General features: G+C 68.0%; 9 protein-coding genes. 7 read left to right on the top strand and 2 right to left on the bottom strand.

Features of this window, described 5'->3' with window-relative positions; all coding sequences use genetic code 11:
- Nucleotides 1-9: 9 nt before the first annotated feature.
- Nucleotides 10-3,984 carry a DUF3683 domain-containing protein gene (locus AC3WVS_RS13475; RefSeq protein WP_492319025.1) on the bottom strand — a complete coding sequence of 1,325 codons (3,975 nt, stop codon included), beginning with the start codon at nt 3,982-3,984 and terminating at the stop codon, nt 10-12.
- Nucleotides 3,985-4,164: 180 nt separating this feature from the next.
- Nucleotides 4,165-4,743, bottom strand: a complete 579-nt coding sequence (locus AC3WVS_RS13470) for a YqaA family protein (RefSeq protein ID WP_492319024.1) — start codon at nt 4,741-4,743, stop codon at nt 4,165-4,167.
- 336 nt (nt 4,744-5,079) lie between these two features.
- Between AC3WVS_RS13470 and AC3WVS_RS13465 the strand changes: the two genes are divergently transcribed.
- The 7 genes from AC3WVS_RS13465 to AC3WVS_RS13435 all read left to right on the top strand — a co-directional run bounded on the left by AC3WVS_RS13465 (nt 5,080) and on the right by AC3WVS_RS13435 (nt 12,601).
- Nucleotides 5,080-5,577 carry a (2Fe-2S)-binding protein gene (locus tag AC3WVS_RS13465; protein WP_492319023.1) on the top strand — a complete coding sequence of 166 codons (498 nt, stop codon included), beginning with the start codon at nt 5,080-5,082 and terminating at the stop codon, nt 5,575-5,577.
- A 12-nt stretch (nt 5,578-5,589) separates the two neighbouring features.
- The gene (locus AC3WVS_RS13460) at nt 5,590-7,965 is read left to right on the top strand and encodes a xanthine dehydrogenase family protein molybdopterin-binding subunit (protein ID WP_492319022.1); all 2,376 of its coding nucleotides are present in this window, start codon (nt 5,590-5,592) and stop codon (nt 7,963-7,965) included.
- A 27-nt stretch (nt 7,966-7,992) separates the two neighbouring features.
- A complete protein-coding gene (locus tag AC3WVS_RS13455; protein WP_492319021.1) occupies nt 7,993-8,793 on the top strand; it encodes an FAD binding domain-containing protein in 801 nt (266 codons plus the stop codon).
- Nucleotides 8,794-8,887: 94 nt separating this feature from the next.
- Complete coding sequence (locus AC3WVS_RS13450; protein ID WP_492319020.1) at nt 8,888-9,784, top strand: AAA family ATPase; 897 nt, start codon at nt 8,888-8,890, stop codon at nt 9,782-9,784.
- 2 nt (nt 9,785-9,786) lie between these two features.
- Nucleotides 9,787-11,043 (top strand): vWA domain-containing protein, encoded by a 1,257-nt coding sequence (locus tag AC3WVS_RS13445; protein WP_492319019.1) that lies wholly within the window; start codon nt 9,787-9,789, stop codon nt 11,041-11,043.
- Entirely contained in the window at nt 11,034-11,591 is a 558-nt protein-coding gene (locus AC3WVS_RS13440) for an SRPBCC family protein (RefSeq protein ID WP_492319018.1), read from the top strand. The genes AC3WVS_RS13445 and AC3WVS_RS13440 overlap by 10 nt, the downstream gene beginning before the upstream one ends.
- On the top strand, nt 11,564-12,601 hold the full coding sequence (locus tag AC3WVS_RS13435; protein WP_492319017.1) for an XdhC family protein: 1,038 nt from the start codon (nt 11,564-11,566) through the stop codon (nt 12,599-12,601). Before AC3WVS_RS13440 ends, AC3WVS_RS13435 begins: the two co-directional genes overlap by 28 nt.
- The last annotated feature ends 18 nt before the right edge of the window (nt 12,602-12,619 follow it).

Here is a 12,619-nt window from a genome sequence, read left to right as displayed (position 1 = left end):
CGTCGAGACTCAGACCAGCACCCGCTCGATACCGCCGGCGTTCGCCTTCGCGACGTACTCAGGCATCCAGTTCTCCCCGAGCAGATGCTTCGCCATCTCGATCACGATGTAGTCAGCCTGCACCGTGGCATCTTCCTTGTAGCGCGACAGCCCCTGCAGGCACGACGGGCAGCTGGTCAGGATCTTGACGTCGCCGGTGAAGCCGTCGGCGCGCAGCTTGTCGGCGCCCTTGGTCATTTCCTCTTCCTTGCGGAAGCGGACCTGCGTCGAGATATCCGGACGCGTTACCGCCAGCGTGCCCGATTCACCGCAGCAGCGCTCGTTCTTCTCGATCTTGCCAAGGCCGGTGTTGCCGCCCATCAGGTCATTGACCAGCTTGGTCGGGTCCATGGTCTTGATCGGGGTGTGGCAGGGATCGTGGTACATGTAGCGGGTACCGGTCACGCCTTCCAGCTTCACGCCCTTCTCGAGCAGGTATTCGTGGATGTCGATGATGCGGCAGCCCGGGAAGATCTTGTCGAATTCATACCCGGCAAGCTGGTCGTAGCAGGTGCCGCAGCTCACCACCACGGTCTTGATGTCGAGGTAGTTCAGGGTGTTGGCCACGCGGTGGAACAGCACGCGGTTGTCGGTGACGATCTTCTCGGCCTTGTCATACTGGCCGTTGCCGCGCTGCGGATAGCCGCAGCACAGGTAGCCCGGCGGCAGCACGGTCTGCACGCCGACGTGCCACAGCATCGCCTGCGTGGCCAGGCCCACCTGCGAGAACAGCCGCTCCGAGCCGCAGCCCGGGAAGTAGAACACCGCTTCCGTTTCCGGCGTGGTCGCCTTCGGGTCGCGGATGATCGGCACGATCTCGTTGTCTTCGATGTCGAGCAGCGCGCGCGCGGTCTTCTTGGGCAGGTTGCCCGGCATCTTCTTGTTGATGAAGTGGATCACCTGCTCGCGCACCGGCGCCTTGCCCACGGTCGCGGGCGGATGCGCGGTCTGCTTCTTGGCGAACTTCTTCAGCACGTCGTTGCCGAGGCGCTGCGCCTTGTAGCCCCAGTCGATCATGACCTTGCGGGTCAGATTGATGGTCTCGGGGTTGGTGGCGTTGAGGAAGAACATCGACGCCGCGGTGCCGGGGTTGAACTTCTTCTGCCCCATCTTGCGCAGCAGGTTGCGCATGTTCATCGACACATCGCCAAAGTCGATCTTGACCGGGCACGGCGTCACGCACTTGTGGCAGACCGTGCAGTGGTCGGCCACGTCGGAGAATTCGTCCCAGTGCTTGACCGAGATGCCGCGGCGGGTCTGCTCTTCGTACAGGAAGGCCTCGACCAGCAGCGAGGTCGCCAGGATCTTGTTGCGCGGGCTGTACAGCAGGTTGGCGCGCGGCACGTGCGTGGCGCACACCGGCTTGCACTTGCCGCAGCGCAGGCAGTCCTTGACGCTCTCGGCGATGGCGCCGATATCGCTCTGCTGCATGATGATCGACTCATGCCCCATCAGGCCGAACGACGGCGTGTAGGCATTGCGCAGGTCGGCGCCAGGCAGCAGCTTGCCCTTGTTGAAGCGCCCTTGCGGATCGACCTTCAGCTTGTAGGCGCGGAAGTCGCCGATCTCTTCCTCGGTCAGGAATTCCAGCTTGGTGATGCCGATGCCGTGCTCGCCCGAAATCACGCCGTCCAGCGAACGCGCCAGCTCCATGATGCGGGCCACCGCGCGGTGCGCGTCCTGCAGCATGTCGTAGTCGTCGGAGTTGACCGGGATATTGGTGTGCACGTTGCCGTCGCCGGCGTGCATGTGCAGCGCCACGAAGACGCGGCCGCGCAGCACCTGCTTGTGGATCTTCTGGGCTTCGTCCAGGATCGGCTTGAACTCGCCGCCGTTGAAGATCTTGCGCAGCTCGGCGCGGATCTCGTTCTTCCACGACACGCGGATGGTGCGGTCCTGCAGCAGGTGGAACACGTTGGCGTCCGGCTGCTGCTGCAGCCGCGCCTCGAACTCCTGCCCGAGCAGCCCCAGCCCATGCCCGATCAGCGAGGCCTTGGCCTGCACCAGCGGCAGGTCCAGGTGGTCCTGCAGGTAGCGCCAGCGCGCGCGGACCTCGCGCAGCAGCGTCAGCGCGTGCTGCACGCGGTCTTCCAGCAGCTCGGCGCTGGGGATCTCGTTGGCGTCGTCGCTGCGGCCCAGCGGCAGGTTGCCGCGCGCAAAGAATGCTTCGAGCGTGTCGACCAGCTTGAGCTTGCTCTTGATCGACAGCTCGATATTGATGCGCTCGATGCCGTCGGTGTACTCGCCCATCCGGTTCAGCGGGATCACCACGTCTTCATTGATCTTGAAGGCGTTGGTGTGCTTGGCGATGGCGGCGGTACGCGAACGGTCGAGCCAGAACTTCTTGCGCGCCTCCGGGCTGACGGCGATAAAGCCTTCGCCGCTCTTGCCGTTGGCCATGCGGATCACTTCCGAGGTGGCGCGCGCCACGGCGTCTTCATCGTCGCCGACGATATCGCCGATCAGCACCATCTTCGGGAAGGCGTTGCGCTTGCTCTTGGTGGCGTAGCCGACCGCGCGCAGGTAGCGCTCGTCCAGGTGCTCCAGGCCGGCCAGGATGGCGCCGCCGGGCTTCTTGGTCTCGGCGTCGAGGAAGTCCTTGATCTCGACGATGCTGGGGATGGCGTCGCGCGCCTGGCCGAAGAACTCCAGGCACACCGTGCGGATGAACTTCGGCATGCGGTGCAGGATCCAGCGCGCGCTGGTGATGATGCCGTCGCAGCCTTCCTTCTGCACGCCGGGCAGGCCCGCCAGGAACTTGTCGGTGACGTCCTTGCCCAGGCCTTCCTTGCGGAACTTGCGGCCTTCGATCGCCAGCGTCTCGGTGCGCAGCACCTTCTCGCCCGGCGCACGGTTGCCGTCTGACCACTTCAGTTCGAAGGTGGCCACCGGCACGTCGTGGATCTTGCCCAGGTTGTGGTCCAGCCGGGTGATTTCCAGCCAGTTGCCCTCCGGGTCCACCATGCGCCACCAGGCCAGGTTGTCCAGCGCGGTGCCCCACAGCACGGCCTTCTTGCCGCCGGCGTTCATGGCCACGTTGCCGCCGATGCACGAGGCATCGATCGAAGTCGGGTCGACCGCGAACACCAGGCCGGCCTTGTCGGCGGCATCGGCCACGCGGCGCGTCACCACGCCGGCGCCGGAGAAGATGGTCGCAACCTGATGCGACACACCGGGCAGGTCGGTCTGCTCGACCGGGCCGAGCTGTTCCAGCTTCTCGGTATTGATCACCGCGCTCATCGGCGTCAGCGGCACGGCGCCGCCGGTATAGCCGGTGCCGCCTCCGCGCGGGATGATGGTCAGGCCGAGTTCGAAGCAGCCCTTGACCAGGCCGGCGATCTCTTCCTCGGTATCCGGGGTCAGCACCACGAACGGATATTCCACGCGCCAGTCGGTGGCGTCGGTCACGTGCGACACGCGCGACAGGCCGTCGAACTTGATGTTGTCCTTCTGCGTGACGCGGCCCAGCACGCGCTGCGCGCGCTTGCGCAGGTCGTAGGCGGCGGCGAATTCGTTCTTGAAATCCTCGATCGCCTGCTTGGCGAAGGCGACCAGCTGCTCCACGCGGTGCGAGCGGTCCTCGGCGGCGGGCTCGGCGTGCTCGGCACGGTCGGCGGCGCGGCGCTTCTCGATCTCGTTCAGGCGGTGGTGCAGCGCGCTGACCAGCATCTGGCGGCGCTTGGGATTTTCCAGCAGGTCGTCCTGCAGGTAAGGATTGCGGCGAACCACCCAGATATCGCCCAGCACCTCGTACAGCATGCGGGCCGAGCGTCCGGTGCGGCGCTCGCTGCGCAGCTCGTCCAGGATGCGCCAGGCTTCCTCGCCCAGCAGGCGGATGACAATCTCGCGGTCCGAGAAGGACGTGTAGTTATAGGGGATTTCACGCAGGCGCGGCGGGGCGTCCTGCGCGGCGAGCTTGGCGTCGAGCACGAGTGGGGCGTTCATTGGGGGACCGCTTCCTGCTGCGCACGGGGACTGTGCGCGAATCGTTCATTAAAGGGCGATTGTACTTCAACCCCTGCTTTCGCTGCACCGCAACATAGAGGAATCCTTGTCGGAACAAGGGATTAGGCGGCTTTCTGGCCTGGCAATTGCGCCCCATGGTGGTGCCTGCAGCGCACCGGATCAGAACCAGGCCTTGAACATTTGCGCAATGTTCTGCCAAAAACTGTCCGGGATCCAAAGCAGGCTGGCGGTCATGAACAGGTAGCGGATGAACTTGCCGACCGCCATCCAGGCCAGGCTGGGCCAGAAGGACAGGCGCAGCCAGCCGGCTAAAGTGCACAAAGGATCACCAATGCCGGGCAACCACGAGAACAGCAGCGTAGGCGGCCCAAGCCGGCGCATCCACCGGAAGTAGCGCGCGTCGAGCTTGGGCTTGGGCGGTTTGCGCGCGTGCTCGCGGTGCTCCAGGTGCTCACGGTCGTGCTCGCGCGCCCGGCGCCGCTTGTGGTAGCGCACCAGCGCCAGCTTGGCGGCATAGCCCAGCCACCAGTCGATGGCGCCGCCCACGGTGTTGCCGGCAGTGGCCACCACGATCGCCGGCCAGAACATCTGCGGGTTGAGCTTGACGTAGCCGAACACCGCCGGCTCCGAGCCCAGCGGCAGCAGCGTGGCCGAGATCAGGCTGACCACAAAGATCGCGGGCAGGCCCACCTTGGGCAGGGCAATGGTTTCGAACAGCCAGTCGAAGAAAGCTTCCATGTAAGGGGGGCAGGTGCCAGTGGGCGCGGCTCATTCTAGCTGCTGTGCCCCGAACGGGGCGCGGGCAAACCACATGGCAGCGCCCCACGATTTGTGATTAACTGTTAGAGCCTGTTGCGGCCAATCGTTCGCCGGCCGCAGCATTCGCGCCAGCATTGAAGCCGCTCGCCGCGTGCGCTGGCGCACCTACAGCAGTTGTAGCGGCAGCACCAATATCACGATTTAGCCGTCCTATAGCCGTCTTAAGCGGCAGTACCGCGTCGTGGCCAGTCCCGCGCAGTTCTTTCGGGATTTCGGGCAATTGGTCATGCGCGTCCACCCCACATGGAGACAAGCATGGCGATTCCGATCCGCCTGACGGTCAACGGCAAGCCCGTTGACGCGCAGGTAGAACCCAACACCCTCCTGGTCCAGTTCCTGCGCGAACAATTGCGCCTGACCGGCACCCACGTCGGCTGCGACACCGCGCAGTGCGGCGCCTGCACGGTCCACCTGGATGGCCGGGCGGTCAAGTCGTGCAATATCCTCGCGGTCCAGGCCGACGGCGCCGCCGTGACCACCATCGAAGGCCTCGCCGGCGACAAGGCCGGCAACGGCCTGCACCCGATGCAGGAAGCCTTCCGTGAATGCCACGGCCTGCAATGCGGCTTCTGCACGCCCGGCATGGTGATGAGCGCCACCGCGCTGGTGCAGGAACATCCGGGCGCCGACGCCGCCACCATCCGCGCCCACCTGGAAGGCAACCTGTGCCGCTGCACGGGCTACCACAACATCGTGCGCGCAGTGCAGCAGGGCCAGGCGGCCATGCAGGGCACCGCCGCCAGCGCTGAATAAGGGGGACCGGCCATGAACGCACCCGAAAGCCAGCGCCTGGTAGGCGCGCCGGTCAAGCGCAAGGAAGACTACCGCTTCCTGACCGGCAACGGCCAGTACACGGACGACGTCGTGCTGCCGCAGCAAAGCTACGCGTACTTCCTGCGCTCGCCGCATGCGCATGCGCGCATCCGCTCGATCGACAAGACCGAGGCCCTGGCCGCGCCCGGCGTGATCGCCGTGCTGACCGGCGACGAGCTGGCGGCCGACAAGGTCGGCGGCCTGCCCTGCGGCTGGCTGATCCACAGCATCGACGGCACGCCGATGAAGGAGCCGCCGCACCCGGTGATTGCCCACGACAAGGTGCGCCACGTCGGCGACCAGGTCGCGCTGGTCATCGCCGAGACCCTGCAGCAGGCGCGCGACGCGGCAGAGAAGATCGACGTCGACTATGAAGAACTGCCCGCCGTGGTCAGCGCCGCGGATGCCGCCAAGGCGTCCACCCTGGTGCATGACGACGTTCCCGCCAACACCTGCTACACCTGGGGCCACGGCGACAAGGCCGCCACCGACGCCGCCTTTGCCAAGGCCGCGCACGTGACCACGCTGGACATCGTCAACAACCGGCTGATCCCCAACGCGATCGAGCCGCGCGCGGTCAACGCCAGCTACACGCGCCACGACGACAGCTACACCGTCTACGTGGCCAGCCAGAACCCGCACGTCGAACGGCTGCTGATGGGCGCGTTCGTGCTGGGGCTGCCCGAATCGCGCCTGCGCATCATCGCGCCCGACGTGGGTGGCGGCTTCGGCTCCAAGATCTTCCTGTACCCGGAAGATGTGGCGCTGACCTGGGCTTCCAGGAAGATCGGGCGGCCGGTCAAGTGGACCGCGGACCGTTCCGAATCCTTCCTCACCGATGCGCACGGGCGCGACCATGTGACCAGGGCCGAGCTGGCGCTCGACGCCGACGGCGAGTTCCTGGCGATGCGCGTGCATACCACCGCCAACATGGGCGCCTACCTGTCGACCTTCGCCAGCTGCGTGCCGACCATCCTGTATGCGACGCTGCTGGCGGGCCAGTACGCGACGCCCGCGATCTACGCCGAGGTGCAGGCGGTGTTCACCAACACCGCGCCGGTGGATGCCTACCGCGGCGCCGGACGACCCGAGGCCACCTATGTGGTCGAGCGCCTGGTCGAAACCGCCGCGCACGAGATGAAGATCGACCCGGCCGAGCTGCGCCGCAAGAACTTTATCCGCCAGTTCCCGCACGCCACGCCAGTCGGCCTGACCTACGACACCGGCGACTACGAGCCCTGCCTGGCACGCGCGCAGAAGCTGGCCGACGTCAAGGGCTTCCCGGCCCGGCGTGATGAAGCGAAGCAGCGCGGCAAGCTGCGCGGCTTGGGCTACTCCTGCTACATCGAGGCCTGCGGGCTGGCGCCGTCCAACATCGCCGGCGCGCTGGGCGCGCGTGCGGGGCTGTTCGAAGCGGGCGAGATCCGCGTGCACCCGACCGGCACCGTGACCGTGTTCACCGGCTCGCACAGCCATGGCCAGGGACACGAGACCACCTTTGCGCAGGTGGTCGCCGACCGGCTCGGGCTGCAGCTGGACCAGGTCGAGATCGTGCACGGCGACACCGGCCGGGTGCCGTTCGGCATGGGCACCTATGGCTCGCGCTCGCTGGCGGTGGGCGGCTCGGCCATCGTCAAGGCGCTCGACAAGATCGAGGCCAAGGCCAAGAAGATCGCCGCGCACCTGCTGGAAGCCGCCGACACCGACATCGAATTCAGCGACGGCGTGTTCCGCGTGGCCGGCACCGACCGCACCAAGACTTTCGGCGAAGTCGCGCTTTCCGCCTACGTGCCGCACAACTATCCGCTCGACAAGCTGGAGCCGGGCCTGAACGAAAACGCGTTCTACGACCCCACCAACTTCACCTACCCGTCCGGCGCCTATGTGTGCGAGGTGGAGGTCGATCCCGATACCGGCGAGTCGCAGGTGGTCAAGTTCACCGCGGTGGACGACTTCGGCAACATCATCAACCCGATGATCGTCGAAGGCCAGGTCCATGGCGGCATCGGCCAGGGGCTGGGCCAGGCCATGCTGGAGCAGTGCGTCTACGACAACGACAGCGGCCAGTTGCTGACCGGCTCATACATGGACTACGCCATGCCGCGCGCCGGCGACCTGCCCGACTTCACCGTCGAGACCGCCACCGGCACGCCCTGCACCCACAACCCGCTGGGCGTGAAGGGCTGCGGCGAGGCCGGCGCGATCGGCTCGCCGCCGGCGTTCATCAACGCGCTGGTGGATGCGCTCAGCCCGCTGGGCGTGAAGGACATCCAGATGCCCGCCACGCCGCACCGGGTCTGGCAGGCCATCCAGGCCGCCCGGCCGTGATCCACGCACACCGCAAAGGAAACCGACATGTACGCATTCAATTTTGAACGCGCCGCGGATGCCAAGGCGGCCGTGGCCACGCTCAAGGCCGATCCCGACGCCAAGTTCCTCGGCGGCGGCCAGAGCCTGCTGGCCGCGATGAAGCTGCGGCTGGCCGCGCCCTCCGTGCTGGTCGACGTGGCGCGTATTCCCGGCATGGCCGAGATCCGCGTCGAAGGCAATGAGATCGTGGTCGGCGCCGCCGCGCGCCATGCCGACGTCGCCGAGCATGCCGAGGTGCGCCGGCGCATCCCGGCGCTGGCGGCACTGGCCGGCGGCATCGGCGACCGCCAGGTGCGCGCCATGGGCACCATCGGCGGCGCGCTCGCCAATGACGATCCCGCCGCCGACTATCCCGCCGCTGTGCTGGGGCTGGGGGCGACCGTGGTCACCGACCGCCGCACCATCGCCGCCGACGACTTCTTCAAGGGTCTCTATGAAACCGCGCTGGAACCGGACGAGCTGATCACCGCGGTGCGCTTCCCGATCCCGGAGCAGGCGGCCTACGCCAAGTTCCGCAACCCGGCCTCGCGCTTCGCGCTGGTGGGCGTGATGGTGGCGCGCACCGGCAACACGGTGCGCGTGGCGGTGACAGGCGCGGCCGACAGCGTGTTCCGCTGCCAGCCGCTGGAGCAGGCGCTGTCGGCCGGCTTCACCGCGCAGGCGGCGCGTGGGGTGAAGGTCGATGCGTCGACGCTGAATGCCGACCTGCATGCGTCGGCGGAGTACCGGGCGCATTTGATCCCGGTGCTGGCGGCAAGGGCAGTGGAGGCGGCGGCGAAGGGGTAGCGCTTCGCCGCCGCATGTTGTCTCCCCTCTCCCGCACGGCGGGAGAGGGGCGCAAACCGCCGGCGTATTTCCGCATCGGCACACAAGATTGCTCATGCTTCCCACCTCCATCGACGACACCATCGCCCAGCTGGAACGCCAGCAATACTTCGCCGACCGCGAGACCGCCACGGTGCTCTATCTCGCCCTGCGCATGCAGCGCCCGCTGTTCCTGGAAGGCGAGCCCGGCGTCGGCAAGACCGCCATGGCGCATGCGATGGCGGGCGTGCTCGGCACGCGGCTGCTGCGGCTGCAATGCTATGAAGGGCTGGACGCCGCCAGCGCGCTGTACGAATGGGACTACCCGCGCCAGATCATGGCGCTGCGCCTGGCCGAGGCGCGCGGCGAGCGGCCCGAGGCGCAGTCGCTGTACCACGATGACTACCTGCTCAAGCGCCCGCTGCTGGAATCCCTGCTGCCCGACCCCGCCGCGCCGGACGTGCCGCGCGTGCTGCTGATCGACGAGATCGACCGCGCCGACGAGCCCTTCGAAGCATTCCTGCTGGAGGTGCTGTCCGAATTCCAGGTGTCGATCCCCGAGATCGGGGTGATCCGCGCCGAGCGTCCGCCGCTGATCGTGATCACCTCCAACCGCACCCGCGAAGTCCACGACGCCCTCAAGCGCCGCTGCCTGTACCAGTGGATGGGCTACGCCGAGCGCGACCGCGAACTGCAGATCGTGGCCGCGCGCGCCCCCGAGGCCGCCGCGGCGCTGCAGGCCCAGGCCATCGACTTTATCCACCGGCTGCGCGGCATCGACCTGTTCAAGGCGCCGGGCATCGCCGAGGCCATCGACTGGTGCCGCGCGCTGTCCGCGCTGGGCGCGACCGAGCTCGATCCGCAGTCCGTGCGCGACACGCTGGGCGTGCTGCTCAAGTACCAGGACGACCTGGCGCGCGTGGACGGCCCCACCGTGGCCGAGCTGCTGGCGGGTGCCACGCCGGGAGGCTGACCGTGGCCACGCTGCATGCCGCCGCACGGCCCGCCGCACCGGCCCTGCCGGTGCTGGCGCGCAACGTCACGCACTTCATGCGGCTGTTGCGCGACGGCGGCTTCGCGCTGTCGCCGGCCCATGCGGTCGATGCCTTGCAGGCGCTGCGCCATGTCGATATCGGCCAGCGCGACGAGGTACGTGCCGCGCTGGCGGCGCTGGTGCTGTCCGGCCCCGACCAGCGCCCGCTGTTCGATGCCGCCTTCGACCTGTTCTGGCGCGATCCCGACTGGGAAGGCAAGCTGCGCGCGCTGCTGCTGCCGCGCGTCGACAGCGGCGCGCCGCCACCGAAACGCAGCAACCGGCTTGCCGATGCCCTGGCCGCGCGCCAGCCCGAAGCGCAGTCACGCCCGGCACAGGCCGAAGCCGAGCGCATCCATGTGCCGCTGACCTTCTCCGACCAGGAACGCCTGGCGCAGCGCGACTTTGAAACCCTGACCGCGCAGGAATGGCGCGCGCTGCAGCACCTGGTGCGCACGCGCCGCGCCCACCTGGCCTTGCAGCGCACCCGCCGCCTGCGCGCCGCCACTTGCGGCACCCATGCCGACCTGCGCGCCAGCGCGCGCCTGGCGGTGCGCCAGCATGGCGAGTGGCTGCGCTGGAAATTCCGCAAGCACGCCGAGCGCAAGCCGCCGGTGGTGCTGCTGCTCGACATCTCCGGCTCGATGAGCCAGTACTCGCGCGCGGTGCTGTACTTCTGCCATGCGCTGATGCAGTCGCGCGAGCGGCTGTCGGTATTCCTGTTCGGCACGCGGCTGACCAACATCACGCGCTCGCTGCGCGAACGCGACCCCGACGAGGCCGTCGCGCTGATCACCGGCCAGGTGCGCGACTGGGCCGGCGGCACCCGCATCGGCGCGGCGCTGGCCAGCTTCAACCGCCATTGGGCGCGGCGCACGCTGTCCGGGCGCGCCACCGTACTGCTGGTCACCGACGGCCTGGACCACGAGCATATCGACCTGCTCGGCGACGAAATGGCACGGCTGCGCCGCTTTGCGCACCGCATCGTCTGGCTCAACCCGCTGCTGCGCTACCCCGGCTTCACCCCGCAGGCGCGTGGCGTGCAAGCCATCCTGCCGCACGTGGACGCGCTGCGCCCGGCCCATAACCTGGACAGCCTGCTGGCGCTCGAGACGCTGCTGTCCGACCATGGCGGCCCGCCCCGGGCCGCCGCCCCTGCCCTCGCCAGGCACAACAAGGAAGCCCCGCCATGGAAATGAACCAGAGCCAGCGCCTGCCGGTCCCGCAGCAGGTGGCATGGGAAGCGCTCAACGACACCGAGCTGCTCAAGCACTGCATCCCGGGATGTGAGAGTATCGAGCCCGACGGCGACAACGCCTACCAGCTGGCCCTGACGGCCGCGGTGGGCCCGGTCAAGGCGCGCTTCAAGGGCCGCATGGCACTGGAAGACATCCAGGCCCCCGACAGCTACACCATCCGTTTCGATGGCCAGGGTGGCGCGGCGGGATTCGGCAAGGGCAGCGCCCGGGTCCGGCTGGAAGCAGACGGTGACGAGACCGTGCTGACCTACACCGTCAACGCCCACGTGGGGGGCAAGATCGCACAGATCGGCTCGCGGCTGGTGGACGCCGCGGCGCGCAAGATGGCAGACACCTTCTTTGCGCGCTTCACCGAGGCCGTCACCCCTGACGCCACCGACGACACGCCAGCGGCCGAGGGCGCCCCCGCCGCAGCCGCCGGCGACAATGAACCAACAGAGGAACCGAAGCGGAAACGATCATGGACAGCGTGGATCTCGAAGTCCTGAAGAACAGTGTGCAGTGGCAGCAGCAAGGCCATCGCGTGCTGCTGGTCACGGTAGTGCGGACCTGGGGCTCGTCGCCCCGGCCCGAAGGCGCGATGCTGGCCGTGCGCGACGACGGCCTGGTGGTGGGCTCGGTCTCGGGCGGCTGCATCGAGGACGACATCATCGACCGCGTGCGCCGGCAGGGCATCACCGCCGACCACCCGGAAGCGATCAAGTACGGCATCAGCGCCGAGGAAGCCCACCGCTTCGGGCTGCCGTGCGGCGGCACCATCGAGCTGGTGACCGAACCGCTGACCCCGGCCAGCGGCATCGCCGAGCTGCTCGATGCCGTTGAGAACGGCCGCCTGGTCGCGCGCACCCTCGACATGGCCACCGGCACCGCCACGCTGGGCCCGGCCAACGCCACCGACGGCCTGGTGTTCGACGGCAAGACCCTGCTTACCATCCACGGCCCGCGCTACCGCATGCTGGTGATCGGCGCCGGGCAGCTATCCAAGTACCTGTGCCAGATCGCCGTGGGCCTGGGCTTCCAGGTCACCGTGTGCGACCCGCGCGAGGAATACACCGAGACCTGGGACATCCCCGGCGTGACCATGGTGCGCACCATGCCGGACGACACCGTCACCGACATGAAGCTGGACGAGCGCTGCGCCGTGATCGCGCTCACGCACGACCCCAAGCTGGACGACCTGGCGCTGATGGAAGCGCTGCGCACCCGGGCCTTCTACGTGGGCGCGCTGGGTTCGCGCCGCAACAACCAGGCGCGCCGCGAACGGCTCAAGGAATTCGACCTGACCGGGCTGCAGCTGGCGCGGCTGCATGGCCCCGTGGGCATCTACATCGGCAGCCGCACGCCGCCCGAGATCGCCATCTCGATCCTGGCCGAGGTGATCGCGGCCAGGAACCACGTATCGCTGCCCGACATCCTGCAGGTGGAAGGCGCCAAGGCCGCACGCGAGATGGCTGCCGGCACCGGCAGCAGCTGCGACGTCGCGCCCGATCCCACCTGACGACCTCGCGAGTGCCGC

The sequence above is a fragment of the Cupriavidus sp. CPT47-8839-RL05A genome (assembly GCF_058792255.1).
Note: the sequence above shows the minus strand (reverse complement) of the source record. Positions and strands in the feature narration are given on the sequence as shown.